The sequence below is a fragment of the Polaribacter sp. YIW18 genome (assembly GCF_057219325.1).
This window is the reverse complement of the sequence record NZ_JBXVVE010000007.1, coordinates 101,440-125,747: the sequence shown is the minus strand read 5'-3', so window position 1 is coordinate 125,747 and position 24,308 is coordinate 101,440. Positions and strand designations below refer to the sequence as shown.

The 24,308-nt window shown below is 30.5% G+C and carries 20 protein-coding genes; 14 read left to right on the top strand and 6 right to left on the bottom strand.

The genetic code is table 11. The features are described 5' to 3' along the window. Positions 1 to 54: 54 nt before the first annotated feature. From AC2D6T_RS08975 to AC2D6T_RS08955, 5 genes are all read right to left on the bottom strand, one after another. Positions 55 to 2,973: a serine hydrolase domain-containing protein gene (locus AC2D6T_RS08975; RefSeq protein WP_484681260.1), complete on the bottom strand. Its 2,919-nt coding sequence runs from the start codon at positions 2,971 to 2,973 to the stop codon at positions 55 to 57. Between the two features lie 234 nt (positions 2,974 to 3,207). Then, entirely contained in the window at positions 3,208 to 3,693 is a 486-nt protein-coding gene (locus AC2D6T_RS08970) for an ABC transporter ATPase (protein WP_298948384.1), read from the bottom strand. A 45-nt stretch (positions 3,694 to 3,738) separates the two neighbouring features. Then, complete coding sequence (locus AC2D6T_RS08965) at positions 3,739 to 4,566, bottom strand: exonuclease domain-containing protein (RefSeq protein ID WP_347186965.1); 828 nt, start codon at positions 4,564 to 4,566, stop codon at positions 3,739 to 3,741. Between the two features lie 88 nt (positions 4,567 to 4,654). Beyond that, on the bottom strand, positions 4,655 to 5,692 hold the full coding sequence (locus tag AC2D6T_RS08960; protein ID WP_484681259.1) for an RluA family pseudouridine synthase: 1,038 nt from the start codon (positions 5,690 to 5,692) through the stop codon (positions 4,655 to 4,657). Between the two features lie 51 nt (positions 5,693 to 5,743). Continuing rightward, complete coding sequence (locus AC2D6T_RS08955) at positions 5,744 to 6,301, bottom strand: PASTA domain-containing protein (protein ID WP_438988843.1); 558 nt, start codon at positions 6,299 to 6,301, stop codon at positions 5,744 to 5,746. Positions 6,302 to 6,392: 91 nt separating this feature from the next. On the opposite strand from AC2D6T_RS08955, the gene AC2D6T_RS08950 reads away from it, so the two are divergent. From AC2D6T_RS08950 to AC2D6T_RS08925, 6 genes are all read left to right on the top strand, one after another. Continuing rightward, positions 6,393 to 7,370: a D-alanine--D-alanine ligase gene (locus AC2D6T_RS08950; protein WP_347186964.1), complete on the top strand. Its 978-nt coding sequence runs from the start codon at positions 6,393 to 6,395 to the stop codon at positions 7,368 to 7,370. A gap of 272 nt (positions 7,371 to 7,642) precedes the next feature. Continuing rightward, positions 7,643 to 8,098: a pantetheine-phosphate adenylyltransferase gene (gene coaD, locus AC2D6T_RS08945; RefSeq protein ID WP_484681258.1), complete on the top strand. Its 456-nt coding sequence runs from the start codon at positions 7,643 to 7,645 to the stop codon at positions 8,096 to 8,098. A 7-nt stretch (positions 8,099 to 8,105) separates the two neighbouring features. Then, positions 8,106 to 9,851 (top strand): M14 family metallopeptidase, encoded by a 1,746-nt coding sequence (locus tag AC2D6T_RS08940; protein WP_484681257.1) that lies wholly within the window; start codon positions 8,106 to 8,108, stop codon positions 9,849 to 9,851. A gap of 1 nt (position 9,852) precedes the next feature. Next, positions 9,853 to 10,971, top strand: coding sequence for a lactonase family protein (locus AC2D6T_RS08935; RefSeq protein ID WP_347186988.1), 1,119 nt, complete (start codon positions 9,853 to 9,855; stop codon positions 10,969 to 10,971). Between the two features lie 203 nt (positions 10,972 to 11,174). Beyond that, entirely contained in the window at positions 11,175 to 11,639 is a 465-nt protein-coding gene (locus AC2D6T_RS08930; RefSeq protein WP_347186989.1) for a (2Fe-2S)-binding protein, read from the top strand. After that, positions 11,636 to 13,852 carry a xanthine dehydrogenase family protein molybdopterin-binding subunit gene (locus tag AC2D6T_RS08925; protein ID WP_484681256.1) on the top strand — a complete coding sequence of 739 codons (2,217 nt, stop codon included), beginning with the start codon at positions 11,636 to 11,638 and terminating at the stop codon, positions 13,850 to 13,852. The genes AC2D6T_RS08930 and AC2D6T_RS08925 overlap by 4 nt, the downstream gene beginning before the upstream one ends. Before the next feature lie 336 nt (positions 13,853 to 14,188). On the opposite strand, the gene AC2D6T_RS08920 is transcribed toward AC2D6T_RS08925, so the two are convergent. After that, a complete protein-coding gene (locus AC2D6T_RS08920; RefSeq protein WP_484681255.1) occupies positions 14,189 to 15,280 on the bottom strand; it encodes a formylglycine-generating enzyme family protein in 1,092 nt (363 codons plus the stop codon). Between the two features lie 505 nt (positions 15,281 to 15,785). Here AC2D6T_RS08920 and AC2D6T_RS08915 point away from each other — a divergent pair. The 8 genes from AC2D6T_RS08915 to AC2D6T_RS08880 are packed head-to-tail and all read left to right on the top strand — an operon-like array spanning position 15,786 to position 24,281. Continuing rightward, complete coding sequence (locus AC2D6T_RS08915) at positions 15,786 to 16,436, top strand: TetR family transcriptional regulator C-terminal domain-containing protein (protein ID WP_484681254.1); 651 nt, start codon at positions 15,786 to 15,788, stop codon at positions 16,434 to 16,436. A gap of 56 nt (positions 16,437 to 16,492) precedes the next feature. After that, positions 16,493 to 17,797: an ABC1 kinase family protein gene (locus tag AC2D6T_RS08910; RefSeq protein WP_484681253.1), complete on the top strand. Its 1,305-nt coding sequence runs from the start codon at positions 16,493 to 16,495 to the stop codon at positions 17,795 to 17,797. Then, positions 17,797 to 18,420 carry a flavin reductase family protein gene (locus AC2D6T_RS08905; protein ID WP_484681252.1) on the top strand — a complete coding sequence of 208 codons (624 nt, stop codon included), beginning with the start codon at positions 17,797 to 17,799 and terminating at the stop codon, positions 18,418 to 18,420. The genes AC2D6T_RS08910 and AC2D6T_RS08905 overlap by 1 nt, the downstream gene beginning before the upstream one ends. A gap of 5 nt (positions 18,421 to 18,425) precedes the next feature. Then, complete coding sequence (locus AC2D6T_RS08900) at positions 18,426 to 19,847, top strand: SDR family oxidoreductase (RefSeq protein WP_484681251.1); 1,422 nt, start codon at positions 18,426 to 18,428, stop codon at positions 19,845 to 19,847. A 2-nt stretch (positions 19,848 to 19,849) separates the two neighbouring features. Next, positions 19,850 to 19,990: a DUF2256 domain-containing protein gene (locus tag AC2D6T_RS08895; protein WP_484681250.1), complete on the top strand. Its 141-nt coding sequence runs from the start codon at positions 19,850 to 19,852 to the stop codon at positions 19,988 to 19,990. Next, entirely contained in the window at positions 19,960 to 21,270 is a 1,311-nt protein-coding gene (locus AC2D6T_RS08890; protein ID WP_484681249.1) for a DASH family cryptochrome, read from the top strand. The genes AC2D6T_RS08895 and AC2D6T_RS08890 overlap by 31 nt, the downstream gene beginning before the upstream one ends. A gap of 1 nt (position 21,271) precedes the next feature. Next, positions 21,272 to 22,804 carry a cryptochrome/photolyase family protein gene (locus tag AC2D6T_RS08885; RefSeq protein ID WP_484681248.1) on the top strand — a complete coding sequence of 511 codons (1,533 nt, stop codon included), beginning with the start codon at positions 21,272 to 21,274 and terminating at the stop codon, positions 22,802 to 22,804. Further along, a complete protein-coding gene (locus AC2D6T_RS08880; RefSeq protein ID WP_347186493.1) occupies positions 22,794 to 24,281 on the top strand; it encodes a cryptochrome/deoxyribodipyrimidine photo-lyase family protein in 1,488 nt (495 codons plus the stop codon). Before AC2D6T_RS08885 ends, AC2D6T_RS08880 begins: the two co-directional genes overlap by 11 nt. Positions 24,282 to 24,308: the final 27 nt, after the last annotated feature.

Genomic DNA, 24,308 nt, shown 5'->3' with positions numbered 1-24,308 from the left:
TCTTTTTTAGCTAAATTAAATTTAACAAAAAAAAATGACTGTAAAAAAGGAAGACTACTCAACAATGGCATCTTGTATAACTTCTTGAATCTTTGTGCGCATGTTGCTTTTAAGCAAACCTATATTTTCCATATTTGGATATACTCTGTTAGATAAAAACACATATACCAAACCACTTTTGGGGTCTGCCCAAGTGTAAGTTCCTGTAAATCCAGAATGACCAAAACTTTCTTCGGAAACACAACCACAAGTAGCTTTTACATCTGGATTTAGCTGCGGTTTATCAAAACCTAAACCTCTTCTAACTTTTTTATCAGAATAATATCTACGGTTAAATTTATCTATAGTTTCTGATTTTAAATAGCGTTTGCCTCCATAAAAACCTTTTTGCAAATACATTTGCATAATTTTACCAACATCGTTTGCATTGGCAAATAAACCCGCATGACCGCCTACACCACCTAACATAGCTGCTCCCATATCATGTACATAACCTTGTAAAAGTTGTTTTCTGAAATAGGTATCTATCTCTGTAGGTACAATTTGGTTTCTAGTAAATTTTTTAAGTGGTAAATAGGTGGTTCTGTCTGCTCCTAAAGATTTGTAAAACACGTCATCTACTAACTTATCTAACGGTTTTTGGTATTTTGCTTCTAAGGCTTCTTTAAATAAGTAGTACCCTAAATCACTATATTTATAGCCTTCGCTATCTCTTTGATCTACATTTTTTATGTGTTTATAAATGCTGTCTTTATAGTGTTTGTTTAAAAACAGATTTTCTGCAACTTTTATATTATAGATATTCGATTTCTTTTTTCTATAAAATACAGATAAATTTTTATGAGAAATACTGTCTTGTGTACCCAAATAAAAAGGAATCCAGGCTTTTAAACGCCCAAAGTGCGATAGAATTTCTTTTACAGTAACTGTATCTTTATTTGAGTTAGAAAAACTTGGTAAAATATCTCTTAAACTTGCAGATAATGATATTTTTTTTTCTTCTTCTGCTTTCATTATTAAGGGTAAAGAAGCTAAAATTTTTGTTAGTGAAGCCAAGTCATAAACATCTGTATTTTTTACTTTTATTTTTTTATCATGTGTATGATAGCCATAGCTTTTTTCTAACACAACTTTTCCATTTCTTGCTACAAAAACCTGAAAACCTGGTGCCATTTTTTCATCCATAATGGTATCAGCAATTTTGTCTATGAGTGCTAATTTTTTAGATGACATACCTACTGCTTCTGGTATTGTATATTCAAACCTACTTAAATTAGATGTTGTAATTCCAAAGCCTTCTTTAAAATTATCGCCAATAGAAACTGGTAATTTTCCATTTGCTTCAAAAGCACCAAATAACATTTGAGCAGAAAGCTCTTGTGCCAATTTACTATTTTGGTAAGATACGACAACCCCCTCTATATTCTTAAAACTTTTTATTTGCAACAAACTATATGGACTTGTAAAAACATCTAAAACCACCTTTTTTTTTCTTGCAATTTCTTGCAACCAAACCAGATCTTTATTAGAAAACTTATAACTTTTCCAAGGATGTAAATTAGATTTATGAAAACCAATAATTACGTAATTATAAGGTTTTAGCTTTTTTATAATTCCGTTTAAATTTTTATCAGAAACAACCTCTACTTTTGTGTAATTTTTAAGCATGTTTACAAAAGCATTGTTTTCTGCATCACCCAATTTCACATAAGCAATTTTCTTGTTTTCTAAGGTTCTTACAGGAAGGCTTAAGTCGTTATTTTTTAAAACGGTTAATGAGTTTTTCACCAATTCTCTATGCAACAACTCATCTTCTACCCTATTTAAATCTTCTTGTAAATGATCTAATACAATGGGTTTGTAATTGTGTAAACCTGCCCAATATTTTGCTTTTAAAATTTTTCTTACAGAAAAATCTAAACGTTCTTCTGTTAACGTATGCATTTTTAAAGCTGTTTTAATTAAAGAAACAGATGCTGGTATATCTTGCGGAATTAACAATAAGTCGTTACCTGCTTGTATGGCTGCCAAATCTATTTCTGCAGAAGTTGCATAGTTGGTAGCGCCTTTCATATTTAAACCATCTGTAATAATTAGACCTTGAAAACCAAGTTGCTGTTGCAATAAATTTGTTACAACACTTTTAGATAAAGAGGTTGGTAAATTAGTATCACTTTCTAAACTAGGTATGTTTAAATGGGCTGTCATTACACTTGCCAAACCAACATCAAACGTTTTTTTGTAAGGGTATAATTCTATGGAATCTAAACGCGCCAAATCAAAATTTAAAACTGGTAATGTGTGATGCGAATCTGCAGCAGTATCTCCATGTCCAGGAAAATGTTTTCCGTTTGCTAAAACACCTTCACTTTGCATACCCTTTATAAAAGCAATGGCTTTTTGAGTGACGTTTTCTTTGCTTTCTCCAAAAGATCTATTACCAATAATTGGGTTTTCTGGATTTACATTAATATCTATAACAGGCGCAAAATTTACGTGAATGCCTAATCTTTTTGCATGTTGCCCTAAATGCTTTCCAAATTGTTCAATTAAAGCATCGTTTTTAATAGCACCTAAAGTCATGTTCCAAGGAAAACGATATGTGCTATCTAAACGCATATCTAAACCCCACTCACCATCAAAACCAATTAGCAAAGGTACTTTTGCTGTATCTTGATATTTATTATTTAATTGGGCTTGTTTTTGTGGTGTTCCTTGCATAAAAATCAAACTACCCACATGATATTTTGCAATCATTTCTGTAATAAACTCTTCGTGCTTTTTATCTAAATTAGAATAAGCTTGCACCATAAAAAGTTGGCCAATTTTTTCATCAATAGACATCGTACTCATAATACTATCTACCCAAACATTTTGCGCATCAAAATCTTTAGTTCTTAAAGGATCTAATCTTTGTGCGCTTAAATTGTAAGCAAATACAATAAGTATAAAAAGAAGTATATTTTTTTTCATTTTAATTTTTACAAATGTTTTATTGGGCGTTTTAACAGGCTTTCCATTATATCTTTTTTTTTGATTCCCAAAACGTCATTGCTAGTTTACAAAGCAATCTCATTTTAGAGAAAGAAATTACTTCATTCGTTCCTCATTCGTAACAACGCTTATTTAACAATTAAAAAAAAGGATGCCATTTCAATCCTTAACGCAACTTGTTTGGCAATGTATTTTCTTTTTTTAAATCAATTGTTATACCAAAAAACGCTTGTGCCAACTATTTTTTGCGGGTATTTCCCAATTGTTTTCTAAATCTTCTTTGGTATTTACCATATTATTAAAAACAATGGTTTCTGCAGTTACCTTTTCATCTTTAGCATATTTTTGAAAGTCTGCTAATTTTACCAAGTTAATATGATTATTATCTTTAAAAGTAACATTCATTTTATCCATTAAATCTATATTTAGCTCATTTTCTAATTGTTGCACAAAACGAACAGAACTATCTATAGAACAGCCAGAAACATTGTTAAAACTCTCATCTACAGCCAATATTAAAAATTGATTGTATTTAATGGTAAAAGAGCCTTTTAAGTCATCTCCATGACGTGTCCAACTATTTATAAACGCTTCTGCTTGCTCAGAAATTATTGCTATTTCTTTCACTGTAAATTCTCTGTCTGCTTGGTAAATCCAAACTCTAGAGTTATTTGGTAAATTTTTATAATCTGTAAACATGTTTTTTAATAATAGGTGCCTAACTAAGTAAGAATAACAATTGCATTATTTTAAATTAAATTTTTGTTGCAATGCTTGTAATTTTTCTTCGTCTGTCATTGTATTTTTTGGAGCAGACATACGTTCTTTGATTTCTCTTAAAACCTTTTTAGTGTATAAAGGAAAATCTGCATTCTGAATCCAATTATTATAACCAGGATTTTCTTTTAAAACCTCTTCTACGGTTCTGCCTTTGTATTTTCCAAAAGAAAAAATTTCTTGTTTGTCTTCATTCATCAAAATAAAGCCTGCAAAATCTGCTCTTTCTCCATGAGTAGAGTATTCACTTAAAGCGTCCACTGAATTCTCTATATCATCGTACTTATCTAATTGGGCTAACAAAATCTCGTATGTAGCATTGGTATCTGCTTCTGCACCATGCGCTCCTTCTAATTCTTTACCGCAATAAAATTGATAACCAGCACTTAAAGTTCTTTGTTCTTTTTTATGAAAAATAACCTGCACATCTATGGCTTTTCTGTTTTTCATATCAAAATCTATACCTGCACGCATTAATTCTTCTGCCAACAATGGAATATCAAATCTGTTTGAATTAAAACCAGCTAAATCGCAACCTTCAATCATTTTATTAATCGCTGGGGCCAATTCTTTAAATGTAGGTTCTGTAACTACTTTTTCGTTTGTAATACCATGAACATCTGTGGCGCCTTGTGGTATTTCAATTTCTGGATTTACCAACCACGTTTTACTTTCTTTATTTCCGTTTGGAAAAACTTTTAGAATTGCAATTTCTACAATTCTGTCTGTTGCTATGTTAACACCTGTTGTTTCTAAATCGAAAAATACAATAGGTTTTTCTAGTTTTAAATTCATATATTATTGTGAAACCTACTAAAACAGGTTTTTTTAATTTGATAATTATTTATGTTTAATTCTTTTTCTAGTTGCACTTTAGATTCCTTTATTCTATTTCTTCTTTAGAATGCTCTGAGTACGTTCGCCATTTTTCTAGACAGTTTTGGATGTCTTTTGGCACTTCTGAGTTGAATTGTAAAAACTCTCCTGTTGTTGGATGCGTAAATCCTAATGTTTTTGCGTGTAAAGCTTGTCTTGGCAATACTTTAAAGCAATTTTGAACAAACTGTTTGTATTTCGTAAATGTGGTTCCTTTTAAAATATCATTTCCTCCATAACGTTCATCATTAAAAAGTGTATGACCAATATGTTTAAAATGGGCTCTTATTTGATGTGTTCTACCAGTTTCTAATTTACATTGTACTAAAGTTACATAGGTTAAGCGTTCTAAAACCTTAAAATGTGTAACTGCGTGTTTCCCAAAATCACCATCAGGAAAAACTGCCATTTGTAACCTATTTTTTAAGCTTCTACCAATATTGCCTTCAATAGTTCCTTCATCTTCTTCTATATTACCCCAAACCAAAGCGTAATACAAACGCTCTGTAGTTCTATCAAAAAATTGTTTTGATAAATGTGCCATAGCAAATTCGGTTTTGGCTACTACTAATAAACCACTTGTATCTTTGTCTATTCTATGCACCAAACCTGGACGTTCATTAGAGTTTGTTGGTAAGTTCTCTATGTGATAAATTAAGCCATTTACCAAAGTTCCTGAATAATTTCCGTGTCCTGGATGCACTACCATTCCTGCTGGTTTGTTTACTACTATTACTGCATCATCTTCGTAAATAATGTCTAAATGAATATTTTCTGCAACCAATAAATTTTCTGCTGGTGGATAGGCCAAAACAACTCTAACTATATCTTTAGGTTTTACTTTATAATTGGATTTTACAGCAACATCATTAACTAAAACATTACCCGCTTTTGCAGCTTGTTGCACTTTATTTCTGGTTGCATTTTCTACAAAGTTCATTAAAAATTTATCTACACGTAAAGGCTCTTGTCCTTCACCTGCAACAAATTTGTAATGCTCATATAAATCGTCGTTTTCTAAATCTTGATTTTTTTCTTCCTGCAAAATGCTATCTTTCTTAAAAAATTAATACTCCTTTCAACTTCTCACTCTCACCTAATTACCTTTTCCATCACCTAAAACCAAATCTACCACAGAGTTTAGAGGTAATTTGTCGCCTTCATGTAAAATTTTATCATTGTATCTTAAACCACGAACTACATCTTTACCAATATCATTTACATAGGTATAGTTTGTATCTACTTTTAAACCCATTGCCCTTAGCTGAGAACTAGCCTGTCTTTTTGTACGACCATTTAAATCTGGTATGGTAATATCTCTATATTTAGACGGATTTAAAGTCAAATAAATTTTACGCTTTTCTTTTACAAAATCTCCTGCTTCTGGAGTTTGCTCTATAACAGTTTTTTTTGGGTAATCTGGGTTATAACTTGCGCTATCAATCACTCTACTATCTAAATTTAATTCTTTTAACTTTCTATTTACTTCTTCTAAAGAAAGTTTTTGTAAGTCTGGAACCTGTATTTTTTGATCGTGATTTGTAGTAACTCCCAACCAAAATTTTAGGCCAAAAACAAACAATAATAAAACAATAATAGCTATTGCTATTTGAACAAAAAAAGTTTTACTTTTTAAAAATTGAACCAAACTCATAATCATTTTTTTTATCACACAAATATATAAAAACTAAACGTTGCTGTTTCTATTTATATTTTGATAAATTTGTTTTATTATTTTTATATAAATGAAACAAAACATTGCCATTGTAATGGGTGGTTATTCATCCGAAAAACAGATTTCTCTAAAAAGTGGAAATGTGGTTTACAACCATCTAAATAAGTTGAAATACACTATTTTTCGTGTTTTAATTTTACAAGAAAAATGGGTTGCTTTAGACGATTCTGAAAATGAATACCCTATCGATAAAAACGATTTTTCTTTTATCATTAATCAGAAAAAAATAATTTTTAATTGTGTTTTTAATGCAATTCATGGTGCACCTGGAGAAAATGGGCTATTATTAGCGTATTTTAAGCTCATCAATTTAAAACATACTTCTGCCCCATTTTATCAAATGGCACTAACTTTTAATAAAAGAGATACGTTAAGTGCAGTAAAAGCATATGGTATAAAAACAGCAATGTCTATTTATTTAAATAAGGGAGATGAAATTCAACTTGATAAAATTATTAACAAAGTTGGCTTACCTTGTTTTATAAAACCAAATAATGCCGGCTCTAGTTACGGAATCTCGAAAGCACACAAAAAAGAGGACATTTTACCTGCAATAGAAGTTGCTTACAAAGAAGATAATGAGATTTTAATTGAATCTTTTTTAAACGGTACAGAAGTTTCTGTGGGAGTGATACAATATAAAGGAGAAACCAAAGTATTGCCTATTACAGAAATTGTTTCAGAAAATGATTTCTTTGATTACGAGGCTAAATACGAAGGAAAATCAAAAGAAATTACACCAGCTAGAATTACCAAAACACAACAAAAAAAGGTAGAAAAAATAGCCAAAAAGGTGTATAAAGTTTTAAATATGACAGGTTTTTCTAGATCGGAATATATTTTTGTAAATGATGAACCTTACTTTATAGAAATGAATACTGTACCAGGTTTAACAGAAGAAAGTATTTTACCACAACAAGCAAAAGTTGCAGGTATTTCTTTATCAGAATTATTTGAAAATTCGATTGAAGAAGCTTTAAAAAATTAGAAACAGGATGTTTTTTGAAACAAGAAACAGGATATTTTTTGAAATAAGAAACAGGAGATATCCTTGATGGAAATGAAACAAAATATTTTGAGTCATGATAAAAGAAACAGAAAAATTAATATCAATTAATGAATAAAACAGTTTTTGAAAAGAGAATTCAAAAATTACAACAAAAAACATCTAATTTTATAGATAAATTAGATATCTAAACTTATCATGTTTCGTGATTCTAAAAAAACATCAAAACACAAAAAAATCAAAATATAAAAACAATGAAAAGAGCAATTTTTCCAGGATCTTTTGACCCAATCACTTTAGGCCATTTTGATATTATAGAAAGAGGTGTTACGCTTTTTGACGAATTAATTATTGCTATTGGTATAAATGCAGATAAAAAATACATGTTTTCTTTAGAGGAACGCAAACGATTTATTGAAGCTTCTTTTGAAAATAATCCTAAAATTAAAGTAGTTACTTACAAAGGTTTAACCGTAGATTTTTGTCAGAAAAATGATGTTGATTTTATTTTAAGAGGTTTAAGAAATCCTGCTGATTTTGAATTTGAAAAAGCCATAGCACATACCAACCGAGATTTATCATCTATAGAAACTGTATTTTTATTAACGGATGCAAAAACATCTTATATTTCTTCATCTATTGTTAGAGATGTCATTAGAAATCATGGAGATTATACCAAATTAGTACCAAAAACCGTTCGTGTAAAATAAAAAAATCATGAAAAATATTGTTCTTATTGTTTTTTTAGCTTTTATCATTTCCTGTAATGATTCCACAAACAATAAAGTAGATTTTACTACCACTTTTGAAAAATCTGCTGGAACAAAAACACCAGAATACAAAGATGTAATTTCTTATTACGAACAATTAGCAGAAGCATATTCTCAGATTTCTTTATTTTCTTTCGGGCAAACAGATGCAGGTAAACCTTTACATTTGGTAGTGTACAACAAAGAAGGTATTTACAATATTGAAGAGATTACAAATTCTAAAAAAAATAAAATTCTAATTAATAACGGAATTCACCCAGGAGAATCAGATGGTATAGATGCCTCTATGATGCTTTTAAGAAATATTGTACAGAATGATTCTTTGAAAAAGAAATACAAAAATTGTTTAATTGCTATAATTCCTGTGTATAATGTTGGGGGCTCTTTAAACCGAAATTCGCACACAAGAGCTAACCAAAATGGCCCAAAAGAATATGGCTTTAGAGGCAATGCTAGAAATTTTGATTTAAATAGAGATTTTATAAAACAAGACACAAAAAACGCAACTACTTTTGCTGAAATTTTTCATACTGTAAATCCAGATGTTTTTATAGACAATCATGTAAGTAATGGTGCAGATTACCAATATGCAATTACCCATTTATTTACCCAACACAACAAATTAGGTGGTAATTTAGGTTCATTTTTAGAAAACGAAATGAGACCACAATTAGAAAATTCTCTACAAAAAAAGAATATTATTATTACACCTTATGTAAATGTTTGGGGCAATACACCAGAAACTGGTTTTTCTCAATTTTTCGATTCTCCAAGATACTCTACAGGTTATACAACTCTGTTTCATACACTGGGTTTAATGATAGAAACACACATGCTAAAACCTTACAAAACTCGTGTTAAACAAACCTATGAATTCATGTTTTCTGCTTTTGATGTTACAGAAAAAAACTCTAACAAAATTAAAGAACTACGCTCTAAGGCTTTAGGTGAAATTTTAAGTAAAAAAACCTATCCTATTACTTACAAAATTGATAGCATAAACCCAACAACTTTAAATTTTAAAGGGTATGAAGCATCTTATATTGATAGCAAAGTAACTTCTGGAAAACGTTTATTTTATGATGTAAATCAACCTTTTGAAAAGGAAACTAAATACTACAATAATTTTTTAGTTGATCAAGAAGTAACCATTCCAAAAGCATATATTTTACCTCAAGGTTGGCACAAAGTTATCGATCGATTAGAAGCTAATAAAATAGAATTTACACATTTAAAAAAAGACACCATTATTACTGTTGAAGTTAGCCATATTAATGATTACAAAACAAGAAATGCAGCTTATGAAGGGCATTATTTGCACTACAATACAACTACAAAAAAATCTACAAAAACAATTCAGTTTAGAAAGGGCGATGTTTATATACCCACCAATCAAAATGGTGTGCGCTACTTGCTAGAAACTTTAGAAGCAGAAGCAACTGATTCTTTTTTCAACTGGAATTTTTTCGATACAGTTTTACAAAAAAAAGAAGGCTATTCTGCCTATGTTTTTGAAGATATTGCAGAAACTATTTTAGCTAAAAACCCAAAAATTAAAGCTGCTTTTGAAGAAAAACTAATAAAAGACAAAGTTTTTGCCAACAACCCAAGAATGCAGTTAGATTTTGTGTACAAAAATTCACCACATTACGAACCTGCACATTTAATGCTACCTGTTTTTAAAATTTACTAAAATGTACAAATTTTCTATTCTTTTTTTAGCGATTATTTTTGTTGGATGTAAAACAAAGTCATCACCCAAAAAAAATACACAAATTAATAATTTTATGACTTTCTATGTAGGTACTTATACAAAAAAAGATAGCAAAGGTATTTACAAATATCAAATTTCTAATGATGGAAAGTTATCTAAAATTGGCTTGATAGCTCAAGTTACCAACCCTACTTTTTTAACAAAATCTAAAGACAAAAAAACATTGTTTACTGTTGGAGAAACAGATGATAAAGGGAAAGGTATTATAAGAGCTTACAAAATAGAAAAAGATAGCTTACAACTAATAAACAAAGCAGAAACAGGTGGTGCTGACCCATGTTTTGTAGCTATTAATAATGATAATTATATTGTAACTGCCAATTATACTGGTGGAAATGTAGGACTTTTAAAAGCAGAAAAATCAGGAAAACTTTCTCCTTTATTATATGTACAACAACATACTGGAAAAGGTACTACAAGCAGACAAGAAAAACCACATGCACATTCTGCTTGGTTTCATCCCACAAAAAATGAAGTAATTTCTGTTGATTTAGGAAGCAACGAACTTTGGTTTTCTAAAATTGATTCAGATAAAAATGAGCTCGTATTAACAAAGCAACAAAAACTAAAAATGGCAGAGGGTGCTGGCCCAAGACATTTAACATTTCACCCTAACAATCAATGGATCTATGTTTTAAACGAGTTAAACAACACTATTTCTTTGGTTAAAGAAAAAAACAATCATTATTATGTAGACTTTTCCATTACTATGTTACCAGTAGATTTTATAGCATTTAGCAAAGCTGCAGATATTCATATTTCTAACGATGGTAAATTTTTATATGCTTCCAATCGGGGGCATGAATCTATTGTTATTTATGAAGTAAATCCAGAAGACGGAAGATTAAAAACAGTAGGACATCATTCTGTTTTCGGAAAACATCCTCGTAATTTTGCACTTACTCCAGACAATCAATTTTTACTGGTTGCCAACCAAGACACAGACAATATTGTGTCTTTTAAAAGAAATGTAAAAACGGGCAAATTAACCTTCGTTGATGAAATTACTGCACCGACTCCTGTTTGTATTTTGTTTTAAAAAATTAAACCTTTATCGACTTGAAAGCCTAAGTTTTAATTTACTCTTTAAAAACATTAGACCTAATTAAAATGCTAGAGTACAAAACTTTCAATAGATTTCGATTGCGCTCAACCTGGTAATTTCTGTTCAAGCTTTAAAAAAAGTAAAAACACTTCATCAAAATTATTTTATTTGTAACTTGTGGTTTTAAAATTCTAAAGGTGAAAACAGACTTAATTATCAACAAAAAAACGTACACTGTAGAAGTACAAAAAAACACCCCTTTACTTTGGGTAATTAGAGATATTGTAGGCTTAACTGGCACCAAATTTGGTTGTGGTGTTTCACAATGTGGTGCTTGTTCTATATTATTAAATGGCAAACTTGTTAAATCTTGTAGCACTTTAGTATCAGAAGTTGCTGGAAAACAAATATTTACCATTGAAGGGACTTCTGAAAATTTAGAATTTTTAAGACAAGCATGGAATGCTGGAAATGTACCACAATGTGGTTATTGTCAATCTGGTCAGTTAATTGCAGCTACCTCTTTATTAGATAAGATAGAAAAACCAACTGACGAGGATATTGATGCAGTAATGAGTGCTAATATCTGTAGATGTGGCACTTACTCTAGAATTAGAAAAGCAATTCATAAAGCTGTGGCACTTAAAAATAAAACCTTATGAGTAAAATTCAGCAAATAAACAGACGCGATTTTGTAAAATTATTTGGTTTGGCTTCTGGCGGAATTATTTTAGGCTGCAACACAACTACTGTAGAAAAAAAGTTTAAACCCACTATCAGCAAAGATTATTTTGAACCGAATTTATTTATTCAAATAGAAAAAAACGGCAATATAACTTTAATTGCTTCACGCTCAGAAATGGGCCAAGGCATCAGAACTTCTTTAGCCTCTGCTATTGCAGATGAACTAGAAGCAGATTGGGATTATATTTCTGTAAAACAAGCTATTGGACACGAAAAATATGGCAATCAAAATACAGATGGCTCTAGAAGTGTGCGTACCAAATTAGAACCCATGCGTAAAATGGGTGCTACTGCAAAATTGATGCTCATTACAGCTGCTGCTCAAAAATGGAATGTTGCAGAAAGTGTTTGTAAAGCAGAAAATCATCATATTATTAATACCCAAACCAATGAAAAAATTTTCTATGGAGATTTGGTAGAAAATGCCTCTCAATTAGAAATTCCTGATGAGAAAACCGTTCAACTTAAAAAAGTAGGCGATTTTAAATATATTGGTAAAACCTTGAAAAGTGTCGATTTAAAAGACTTTACATATGGTACAGCAACTTACGGAATTGATGTTCGTATTCCGAATATGAAATTTGCTGCTGTGGCTAGATGCCCGGTTACTTTTGGAACTGTAAAAAGCTTCAAAAAAAATAATGCTGAAAAAGTAGCGGGTGTAGAAAATATTATTCAAATAGATCGATTAAAACCGCCTACTGGAAAATTCTTTGGTATGTTGGGTGGTGTTGCTGTAATTGCAAACAATACTTGGGCTGCTTTTCAAGGTAAATTGGCTTTAGATATAAAATGGAATAAAGGTGAAAATGAAACTTTTAATTCAGAAGAGTTTAAAAAAACACTCACAGATCGTGTTCATCAAGTAGGTAAATTGGTTCCTGGAAGTCATGGAAATGTAAATTCGGCTTTTAAAAAAGCTCAACAAACTATAGAAGCTACTTATCATGTTCCTTTTTTAGCACATGCACCAATGGAAGTACCAAATGCAACTGCTTGGTATCAAAAAGATAAAATTGAAGTTTGGGCGCCTGTGCAAGATCCACAAACTGCAAGAAGCGAATTGGCTCATTTTTTTGAAATTCCAGTTGAAAAAATTACCGTAAATGTTACTTTTTTAGGTGGTGGTTTTGGTAGAAAATCTAAATCGGATTTTGTGGTAGAAGCTGTAGCAATATCGAAAGAAATAAAAGCGCCTGTACAAGTAGTTTGGACACGTGAGGATGATATACAACATAGTTTTTATCACGCCACAAGTGCACAATATTTAAAAGGTTTTTTAGATAAAAATAGTAAAGTAACTGGTTGGTTGCAAAGAGTGGGTTTTCCTTCCATTGTTTCCTCTTTTAAACCTTTGTCAGATTACGCATCTGGTTTTGAACTTAGCCAAGGTTTTACCAATAACCCGTATGAATTAGAAAATTTTAGATTAGAAAACGTGAAAGCAGAAGCAAATTTAAGGATTGGTTGGTTGCGTTCTGTTGTGCATATTCACAGTGGTTTTGGTATCAATTCTTTTGTTGACGAATTGGCTTTTGCTGCAAAAAAAGATGCTGTTGAATTTCGTTTAGAGTTAATTGGCAAAGACAGAATTATCAAAGGAAAATCAAATTATCCTTACAATTCAAAACGACTAAAAGCTGTTTTAAATCAAACTGCAAAAATGGCTAATTGGGGTAAAAAACTGCCTCAAAACCATGGTTTAGGTGTTGCCATACATTACAGTTTTTATAGTTATGTGGCTACTATTGTAGAAGTTTCTGTAAAAAACAAGAAAGTTAAAGTAGAAAATGTTTGGACTACCATAGATTGTGGTTTGGCATTGAATAAAGACAATATAAAAAACCAATTAGAAGGCGCTACCCTATTTGGAATGTCGCTTGCGATGTATGGAAAAATTTCTACTAAAAATGGTGCTGTGGAGCAACATAACTTTTTCGATTATCAAATGACACGCATAAAAGATGCCCCAAACATAGAAATACATATTATGGATAAAATGGAAGAACCACCCACTGGAGTTGGTGAACCTGGTGTACCTGTAATAGCACCAGCTATCTGTAATGCCATTTTTAACGCAACTGGAAAACGCGTTAGAAGTTTACCTTTGGTGGACCAAGGCTTTACATAAAAAAACTCAATTTATAATAGTAAAAGATTTTGCTAGTTACAGCGGTATTGAGGAAGAAACTATTAACAAATACTTAATAGATTAATCATAATATTTGACGCTATTTATCTGTTTTTAATGAAGTTAAAATAGTAAATTTGTTTTAGACCTTCAAACAAAACATACTATTTCAATTTAAACATTAGGTCCACAATTCGGTTGACACTGTTTTAGAACTTTTCCTAAAGTATTGATTTTACTGCATACTGGCGGTCTAGTTATCATCCTGCAACCCGACTAAAAAGCCTTATCATTTTAATATTAAGATTTTTTTATTTTCTTTAAAGTTTAACAATACTAATCAGATAACATCTCTTTGGTTGCAACAGTTCTAAAACCAATATGGTCTGAACTAGAACTTGGCTCCATACCCATTCTTGCAGAAATTCTAAAACTTGCACAATAAGATTCGTGGCACAAAAAAGAACCACCTTTCATAACATGCTCTAATTGATATGGATTTGATGGAGAATACGATGTTTCTGCACCTGTTGGGTTATTTAAAACTTTGTTTGGATTTAAGCTTTTGTAATAATTTACATTAAATAAATCTGTAGTTATTTCCCAAACATTACCTGCCATATCATAAATACCTATGTTATTTGCTGGATAAGATTTTATGGGAGAAATATATTCAAAACCATCTTCAGAAATATTTTTTGTTGGAAATTGCCCTTGCCAAGTATTGGCATTGGCATTTAAATCTGCTGGATTATTACCCCATACAAAAGTTAAGTTTCTACGATTGCCCTGTGCTGCAGATTCCCACTCTGCTTCAGTTGGTAATCTTCTATTCGACCATTTACAATATGCCAAAGCATCCGCATAAGCCACATGCACAACTGGGTAATTATCTTTACCCTCAATAGAACTTCCTGGACCTTCTGGCTGTTTCCAATTGGCACCAATTTTCCATGTCCACCATTGTTGATAGTTATTCATTGAAACTATCTTACCCGCATTTTTATTAAAAATTAAACTTCCTGGTTGTAAAATAGAGTCTGCTGGTTTTGGAGTTCCTGCTGGTAAATCTTTTTTAATTTCATCCCAATTTATGGGCTTTTCTGCTACAGTAATATAATTTGTTGCTTTTACAAACGCTGCAAATTGCTTGTTGCTAACCTCATGTTCATCAATATAAAAACCATCTACATATACTTCATGTGCTGGTTTTTCGCGCATCATCGCGTATTTATCACCTTCTTTAGCACCCATTAAAAATGATTTAGCTTTTACCCAAACCATCCCTTTTGGTGCTTTTGTATCTGCCTCAACATTCGTTGTATTATTACTTTTTATTGGTTGTTTTTTCTTTTGCGTATTGCATGCAATAAAAAAAGAGATGCTTAAAATTAAAAAAAAAGTGTAAATATTTTTATGAAAAATCATGTTTTTAAATATTAAGTGTTACTATTTTAAATTAGTTTTTAATTTTTACTATTTTTACCGTAACCGTAACAAAGATACAGATTGAATTTAAAAACTTACTTTTTTTCTTTTTTTAATTACTTTTTAAACCTTAATTCTTATGGGCAAAATCCTATTGAGTTTTCACAGCTTGAGGGTGAAAATGTGTCTACACAAAGCATTACGTATGCAATAAAAAGAAGATATTACTCGTAAAGAAGCCATCAAAAAAATTGGCAATTACGGTAAATATGCAGCATTAACAGCTTTGGGTACCTATATGATTTTAAACCCACAGAAAGCACAAGCATCTTCTCTAGAAGCACCAGGAACAGGCTTCTAATAAAATTTGCCCCTAATTTCTTAAAAACCGATAACATATTATATGTTATCGGTTTTTTTATGTTTTTATTTAACAAAAGATTATTGTTTAATAAAATACTAATATTATTAAACATTTGTATCTTTACATAAAATTTAAAGTATTATGGCGCGTAAGAAAAGCATCACCAAAGAAAACTTAATTTCCTGGTACATGGAGTTTGTACTAGAAAACAATCACGAACCAAAATCTGTATTTAGTTTTGCTAAAGAAAACAATTTTGAAGAAGCAGATTTTTACAAACACTATGGTTCTTTTGAAGCTATAGAACAATCTATTTTTAGCGAATTTTTTAACAATACCATAAAAGTGTTAGCTAAAAGCGAAGAGTACCCAAATTACGATGCAAGGAATAAATTATTAAGTTTCTATTTTACATTTTTCGAAATGCTTACTGCCAACAGAAGTTATGTAGTGTATGCTCTAAAAAACACCGACTTAAAAAGTTTAAAATCTTTAAAGCATTTAAGATCAGATTATAACACGTTTGTAAGCAATATTGGCATCGAAAAAATAGATCTAAAACAAGAAAAGTTAGAAAAAATTCAAGATAAAGCCACCCAAGAATCTTCTTGGATGCATTTACTAATTACCTTAAAGTTTTGGTTAGATGATACTTCTCCTTCTTTTGAGAAAACGGATATTTTTATAGAAAAATCTATCAATGCTCGTTTTGATTTAATGGATATTAAACCATTAAAAAGTATTATCGATTTTGGAAAATTCATTTTAAAAGAGAAAGTAAATTTTAATTAATTATAAAATTTACTAAAACATTTTAATTAAAAGATACTGAAATAAATTCAGCATAAATGAAAACAATAGATTCCATACCCACTTCTAAAATTCAAAGAGCATCTAAATTAGTAACAACTGGGGCTAAAATAGGTGTAAATTATTTGAAATATTATGGTGATAAGATTACCAAAACAGAAGAAGAAGCAAAAAACAGATTAAACGAAAACAATGCTGGAGATATTTATGACAGTTTAAAGCAACTGAAAGGAAGTGCTTTAAAAGTGGCGCAAATGCTTAGTATGGAAAAGAATATTTTACCACAAGCGTATGTAGAAAAATTTTCTTTGTCTCAATTTTCTGTACCACCATTGTCACCTGCTTTGGTTACCAAAACCTTTAAAAAATACTTTGGTAAAAACCCAAACGAAATTTTTGATAAATTCAATTCTGTTTCTGTAAATGCAGCCAGCATTGGACAAGTGCATAAAGCTGAAAAAGATGGCAAAAGGTTGGCTGTAAAAATTCAATATCCAGGAGTTTCAGATAGTATTGCATCAGATTTATCTTTGGTAAAACCTATTGCTATTAAAATGTTTAATATTAGAGGAAAAGATTCTGATAAATATTTTAAAGAAGTAGAAAATAAGCTCTCAGAAGAAACAAATTACGTACTAGAAGTAGAACAAAGTCAGGCAATTGTAGAAGCTTGCAAACACATTCCTAATTTAAAATTCCCAAACTATTATCCAGAAATATCTTCAGATAGAATTATTACTATGGATTGGATGGATGGTGTTCATTTATCTGAATTTACTTCAGAAAACCAAGAAACTAGAAACAAATTAGGGCAAGCGCTCTGGGATTTTTACATGTTTCAAATTCATAAACTTAAAAAAGTACATGCAGATCCACATCCTGGAAACTTTTTAATATCACCCAAAAACGAGCTAATCGTAATCGATTTTGGATGTATGAAAACCATACCAGACGAATTTTATGTACCTTATTTTGAATTGGCTAATGAAGAAAGTTTACAAGACCCTGTATTTTTTGAGAAGAAACTATTTGAGTTAGAAATACTAAGAAAAGACGATTCTGCAGAAGAATTGGCTTTTTTTAGAAATATCTTTCACGAACTGTTAAGTCTTTTTACACAACCTTTTAATAAAGAGGTTTTCGATTTTTCTGATGAAGATTTCTTTGGAAGAATTTCTGAATTAGGAACCAAATATGCAAAAAGTACAGAACTTAAAAACATGAATGGAAATAGAGGTTCTAAACATTTTATTTACATCAACAGAACGTTTTTTGGTTTGTATAATTTAATGCACGATTTAAAAGCAAAAGATGTGAAAATCAACAATTTTAAATCTTTATAATGGCGTATTTCAATAGAAAAGACATCGATAATTTAGATAAAATCTATAGAATAAACTTAATAAATAGTTGTTCTGGTTTTAAATCTGCCAACTTATTAGGTTCTATTTCCAAAGAAGGTATAACCAATGTGGCTGTATTTAGTTCTGTTGTGCATTTAGGTTCAAATCCACCTACATTGGGTTTTATTTTAAGACCTACAACAGTGCCAAGAAACACGCATAAAAACATAAAAGAAACTGGGCATTTTACCATCAATCATATCTATGAAGATATTATAGATGATGCACATCATACTTCTGCTAAATATCCAGAAAATGTTTCTGAGTTTGATATGACCAACTTAGAAGAAGAATATAGAGGAGATTTTAAAGCGCCTTTTGTAAAAAATGCCCCTGTACAAATGAGCATGAAATTTATAGAAGAAATTTATGTACCCTCTAATGATGTGATGTTGGTAGTTTCTCAAATAGAAGAATTGTACGTTCAAGATAACTTATTGCATGATGATGGTTTGATAAACCTAGCAACAGGTAAAGTAGCTACTATTAATGGTTTAGACACCTACGCAATCCCTAAATTTAAAAAGCAGTTAACTTATCAAAGAACTAAAAAGAGTAAATAAAGTGTATGAAGATACTTGTAACGGGCGCAACTGGCTATATTGGCAAAAGGTTAATTCCATTATTGTTAAATGATGGTCATACCATTATTTGTCCTGTTAGAGATAAAAAACGTGCACAAAACTACTATAAGAATCAAGAAAACATAGAGCTTATAGAGGCCGATTTTTTACATAATCATTCTTTAGAAGCCATTCCTAAAAATATAGAAGTAGCTTATTATTTAATACATTCTATGTCTAATTCTGCAAAAGAATTTCATGTTTTAGAAGAAAAATGTGCTTTCAATTTTAAACGTTTTGCAGAAAGTTCTAGTTTAAAACAGGTCATTTATTTAAGCGGAATTACAAACGATACAAAACTATCTAAACATTTACTTTCTAGAAAAAATGTAGAAAACACATTGGCTTCAAAAAAATACGCTTTAACCACTTTTAAAGCAGGTATCATAGTGGGTTCTGGTAGTTCCTCTTTCGAAATTATTAGAGATTTGGTAGAAAAACTACCTGCAATGATCGCCCCAAAATGGCTAAACACCAAAACACAACCTTTAGCCATTAGAGATGTACTTTCTTTTTTACACAAGGCTTTGGCTAAAGAAGAATTGTACAATACTTCTCATGATATTTTTGGTCCAGAAATTTTAACCTATAAAGAAATGCTTTTGCAATTTGCAGCAGTAAGAAAACTTAAAAGATCAATTTTAACAGTACCGGTAATGACGCCAAAACTATCTTCTTACTGGTTATATTTTGTTACCTCTACTTCTTATAAGCTGGCATCTTCTTTAGTAAACTCTATGGGTGTAGAAGTAATTGGTGAAAAAAGTGACATTAACAAAATAATGGATGTTAACCCAATGAGTTATAAAGAAGCTGTAAAATTAGCTTTTAAAAAAATAGAACAAAACAGTATTATTTCTAGCTGGAAAGACTCATATATAAGCAGCGGAAAGCTAAAGAATTTTGTCCATAAATTTATAAATGTACCAGAGTTTGGGTGTTTTAAAGATTTTAAAAAAAGAAAGGTTAAAGACAAACAAAAATCTCTCGGTAAAATTTGGGCAATTGGTGGCGAAACTGGCTGGTATTATGGTACTTTTTTATGGAAAATACGTGGTTTTTTAGATCAATTTTTTGGTGGCACAGGTTTAAGACGCGGTAGAAGACACCCAACAGAATTAAATGCAGGTGATGCTTTAGATTTTTGGCGCGTTATTTATGCAGATAAAGAGAAAGGTAAATTATTATTATATGCAGAAATGGTTTTACCTGGTGAAGCTTGGTTAGAATTTAAAATAGAAGACAATTTTATTTATCAAACAGCCACCTTTAGACCTCATGGACTTGGAGGCAGGTTATATTGGTATGCTGTAATGCCTTTTCACTGGTTTGTGTTTAATGGTATGATTAATAACATTAATAAATAATTGTGAAAAAGCAACATCTCCCAGAAAAAATTTGTGTGGTTTGCAACAGACCATTTACTTGGAGAAAAAAATGGGAAAAGAATTGGGAACAAGTAAAATATTGTAGTAAAAAATGCAGAGGCAACAAAAAAATACAGGCTTAATATGGTTTCGTAATAACTTACGTGTAAACGATAATATTTCTTTAAAAAAATCTATAGAAAACAACTCAAACACTATTGCTGTTTATTTTTTTGATCCAAAATTATTTAAAGTTGATAAATTTGGTTTTCAAAAAACAGCAAAATTTAGAGCCAAGTTTTTAATAGAAACCATTATAGATTTAAAAAATAATCTAAAAGATTTAAATATTACACTTCTTACCTACTTTGACAGTCCTGAAAATAAATTAGAAGAACTTTGTAAAGAACATAGTGTAAGTGCTATTTATACTCAAAAAGAATGGACTCAAGAAGAAGTAACAACCAATGAGAAAATAAAAAAAACAATACCATCAGATATTGCTATTATAGAAGATTACGATCAATTTTTATACCACCCAAATACAGTTTCTAAAGATTTTTCTAACATCCCAAATGTTTTTACTGCCTTTAGAAAAAAGCTAGAAAAAACAGTTGCTGTTTTAGAAGAAGTGCGTATTTCTGCACTTTCTAGTGATAATTTACTGGCTATAGAAACAGAAATTCCCACTTTAAAAACTTTGGGTTTTATAGATTTTAACATCCCAACAAAAACAGCATTTCCTTTTTTGGGTGGAGAAAACGAAGCTTTAAAAAGATTAGACAATTATTTTTTTGAAACTAAAAAAGTAGCTTTTTATAAAAAAACTAGAAACGGTTTAGTAGGCACAGATTACAGTACAAAGTTTTCTGCTTGGTTGGCCAATGGAAGTATTTCTGCAAAAACTATCTATTGGAAAATTAAAGAATTCGAGGCAGAGTTTGGTGCAAACCAATCTACTTATTGGGTTATTTTCGAATTGATTTGGAGAGACTATTTTAAATATATTTCTTTAAAATACAACAATAAAATTTTTAAAATTGGTGGAATTTTAGACAAAAACTACCAATGGTATACTTATCAAAAAGACATTAATAAGTGGATAAATGGCGAAACAAAAGACGATTTTGTAAATGCCAACATGATCGAATTAAAACAAACTGGCTGGATGAGCAATAGAGGAAGACAAAATGTAGCTTCTTATTTTGCCAAAGAACTATTATTAGATTGGAGAATTGGCGCTGCTTATTTTGAGTCGGTTTTAATTGATTATGATGTACATAGCAATTACGGAAATTGGATGTATGTAGCAGGTGTTGGTAACGATCCTAGAGACCGAAAATTCAATACAAAATTACAAGCAGAACGTTATGATAGTAAATATAAATTTAGAAAACTGTGGTTAGAAAAAACTTTGTTTTAAGATGAAAAAGTTACGCTTACTTCTTGGAGATCAGTTAAACAGCAAGCATTCTTGGTTTCAAAATACCGATGACCAAACCATGTATTGCATGTTCGAAATGCGTCAAGAAACAGACTACACCAAACATCATATACAAAAAGTAGCTGGTTTTTTTGCTGCAATGAGAAATTTTGCTCAGGAATTAGAAAAGGCAGAACACCACATTGTTTATTTTAATATCAATCATAAAAATAATAAGCAGAGTTTAGTCGAAAATTTAAACTTTCTAATCAAAGAAAATAACATTGAAAAGTTTGAGTATTTAGCCCCAGATGAATATAGATTAGACCAACAATTAAAAGAGTTTTGTAAAAAAACACAAATTGAATCAGAAGTTTTTACAACTGAACATTTTTATACAGAAAGAAAAGAATTAGCTAACTTTTTTAAGGGCAAAAAGCAATTTCTAATGGAGAATTTCTATAGAAATATGCGCAAAAAGCATCAAATTTTAATGGTTGATAATCAACCAGAAGGTGGAAAATGGAATTACGATGCTAGCAATAGAAAAAAATGGAAAGGAGATACATTAATTCCACCAGAGATAAGTTTCGATAATGATGTGTCAGAAATTGTATCAGAAATAAAACAAACAGATATACAGACCATTGGTAACATCCATCCAAAATATTTTGAATACCCAATTTCAAGAAAACAATCTTTAAAACAATTAGCGTATTTCTGTGAGCACTTATTAATACATTTTGGTGATTATCAAGATGCCATGCACACAGATAAAATATATCTTTTTCATAGCAGAATATCATTTGCCATGAACACAAAAATGATTTCACCAAAAGAAATCATCAACAAAGTATTAGAAACCTACAGACAAAGAACAGACGAAATAGATATTTCTCAAGTAGAGGGTTTTATTAGGCAAATTTTAGGTTGGCGAGAGTACATGAGAGGCATGTATTGGATGCTGATGCCTGATTACAAAAAAGAGAATTTTTTAGAAAACAAAAACAAATTACCCAAATTCTTTTGGACAGGTAACACCCAAATGAATTGTTTAAAAAATGCCATTAACAACTCTCTAGATAATGGATATGCACACCACATACAACGTTTAATGGTTACTGGTAATTTTGCATTGTTAACACAAATAAATCCAGATGAAATTGATGCTTGGTATTTGGGTATTTATGTAGATGCTATAGAATGGGTGCAATTACCAAATACAAGAGGTATGAGTCAGTTTGCTGATGGTGGAAAAATTGCTACAAAGCCCTATGTTTCTAGTGGAAGCTATATTGGTAAAATGAGCAATTATTGTGATAGTTGTTCTTATAAAAAAACGAAAAAGTTTGAAGATGATGCATGCCCATTTAACACCTTGTATTGGAATTTTTTAGACGAAAAACAAGGACAATTATCTTCTAATTTTCGCATGAAAATGATGTATAGTTTATTAAACAAAATGCCTACAGAAGAACGTGTAAAAATTAAAGAAAAAGCAAACCATATTATAGCAAATTTAGATGCATACTAACAAAGAAGAAATATATGTTGTTTGGTTTAAACGCGATTTGCGTTTAGAAGATAATGAGGCTATAGAAAATGCATTAGCAGCCAACAAACGTATATTGTTTTTATATGTATTCGAAAACTCGTTAATAGAAGACCCACATTATGATGCACGTCATTGGGATTTTATTAAACAATCTATTGTTAATTTAAATGAAGATTTAAAACCATATAACACCAAAGTATTAAGTGTACAAACAGAAGTGGTATCTGCTTTTAATCAACTTATTAGCAATTATAATGTTAGTACTGTTTTTTCGCATCAAGAGACAGGATTGCTAATTACCTATAATAGAGATAAAGAATTTGCAAGATATTGCAGAAACAACTCTATCAACTGGGTAGAAAACAATAACAATGGGGTTTTAAGAGGATTGTTAAACAGAGAAGATTGGTTTGATTTATGGGAAGATTATATGTGCAAACCTCTAATCAAAAACAACTTAAAAGCATCTTCTTGTATTCAAATTGATGAAGTAAATCAACTAGAAAAATATTTTAATGTTGTTGATTTATCAACCAAAAAACACCCATATTTTCAAAGAGGTGGCACAAAAATGGCTTGGAGGTATGCAGATTCTTTTTTTTACGACAGGCATCAAAAATACATGAAACACATTTCTAAACCAGCATTGGCTAGAGAGAGCTGTAGCAGACTCTCACCCTACATTGCTTGGGGTAATGTTTCTATTCGACAAATCTTTAGAAAAGCACACCAAGAAAAAACAGCATTAAACAAAAAAGATTTGGGCGCTTTTGTCTCTAGGTTACGTTGGCAAGCGCATTTTATTCAAAAGTTTGAAATGGAACATACCATGGAAAATGCGAGTATTAACAAAGGCTATCAAAAACTAAAAAAAAGTATTTCTATAGAATATCAAACTGCATGGAGAGAAGGAAAAACGGGTTATCCTTTGGTAGATGCCTGCATGAGATGTTTAACAGAAACAGGATATTTAAATTTTAGAATGCGTGCGATGTTAGTCTCTTTTTTTACCCATATTTTATGGCAACCTTGGCAAGATGCATCTCAACACCTATCTCAACTTTTTTTAGATTTCGAACCTGGCATTCATTTTCCTCAATTGCAAATGAATGCAGGTGAAACTGGTATTAATGTTTTACGAATTTACAATCCTGTAAAAAACAGCTTACAACACGATGAAGATGCTATTTTTATAAAAAAATGGGTGCCAGAACTGGCAGAATTACCAATCGCTTTTATTCATGAACCCTATCTAATGACTCCTTTAGATCAACAGTTTAATAACTTAATTTTAGGTAAAGATTATCCAAAACCTATTGTTGATGTTAAAATTGCAAGAAAAAAAGCCAGTGACGTACTTTGGAAAATGAAAAACGATTTTGAAGTTTTAAAAGAAAGCAACAGAATTTTAAAAAAACACACACTTTCAAATAGAAATAAATTACTAAATAATTAACACCCCATATTCTCTTTTAATTTATAA

Excerpts from the sequence above, each read along its gene's own strand:
- AC2D6T_RS08925 (WP_484681256.1), top strand. The coding sequence starts at position 11,636 with ATGAGTAAAATTCAGCAAATAAACAGACGCGATTTTGTAAAATTATTT.
- AC2D6T_RS08975 (WP_484681260.1), bottom strand. The coding sequence starts at position 2,973 with ATGAAAAAAAATATACTTCTTTTTATACTTATTGTATTTGCTTACAAT.
- AC2D6T_RS08900 (WP_484681251.1), top strand. The coding sequence starts at position 18,426 with ATGAAGATACTTGTAACGGGCGCAACTGGCTATATTGGCAAAAGGTTA.
- AC2D6T_RS08940 (WP_484681257.1), top strand. The coding sequence starts at position 8,106 with ATGAAAAATATTGTTCTTATTGTTTTTTTAGCTTTTATCATTTCCTGT.
- AC2D6T_RS08965 (WP_347186965.1), bottom strand. The coding sequence starts at position 4,566 with ATGAATTTAAAACTAGAAAAACCTATTGTATTTTTCGATTTAGAAACA.
- coaD (WP_484681258.1), top strand. The coding sequence starts at position 7,643 with ATGAAAAGAGCAATTTTTCCAGGATCTTTTGACCCAATCACTTTAGGC.
- AC2D6T_RS08920 (WP_484681255.1), bottom strand. The coding sequence starts at position 15,280 with ATGATTTTTCATAAAAATATTTACACTTTTTTTTTAATTTTAAGCATC.
- AC2D6T_RS08955 (WP_438988843.1), bottom strand. The coding sequence starts at position 6,301 with ATGAGTTTGGTTCAATTTTTAAAAAGTAAAACTTTTTTTGTTCAAATA.
- AC2D6T_RS08885 (WP_484681248.1), top strand. The coding sequence starts at position 21,272 with ATGAAAAAGTTACGCTTACTTCTTGGAGATCAGTTAAACAGCAAGCAT.
- AC2D6T_RS08880 (WP_347186493.1), top strand. The coding sequence starts at position 22,794 with ATGCATACTAACAAAGAAGAAATATATGTTGTTTGGTTTAAACGCGAT.
- AC2D6T_RS08935 (WP_347186988.1), top strand. The coding sequence starts at position 9,853 with ATGTACAAATTTTCTATTCTTTTTTTAGCGATTATTTTTGTTGGATGT.
- AC2D6T_RS08910 (WP_484681253.1), top strand. The coding sequence starts at position 16,493 with ATGAAAACAATAGATTCCATACCCACTTCTAAAATTCAAAGAGCATCT.
- AC2D6T_RS08915 (WP_484681254.1), top strand. The coding sequence starts at position 15,786 with ATGGCGCGTAAGAAAAGCATCACCAAAGAAAACTTAATTTCCTGGTAC.
- AC2D6T_RS08890 (WP_484681249.1), top strand. The coding sequence starts at position 19,960 with ATGCAGAGGCAACAAAAAAATACAGGCTTAATATGGTTTCGTAATAAC.
- AC2D6T_RS08905 (WP_484681252.1), top strand. The coding sequence starts at position 17,797 with ATGGCGTATTTCAATAGAAAAGACATCGATAATTTAGATAAAATCTAT.
- AC2D6T_RS08970 (WP_298948384.1), bottom strand. The coding sequence starts at position 3,693 with ATGTTTACAGATTATAAAAATTTACCAAATAACTCTAGAGTTTGGATT.
- AC2D6T_RS08950 (WP_347186964.1), top strand. The coding sequence starts at position 6,393 with ATGAAACAAAACATTGCCATTGTAATGGGTGGTTATTCATCCGAAAAA.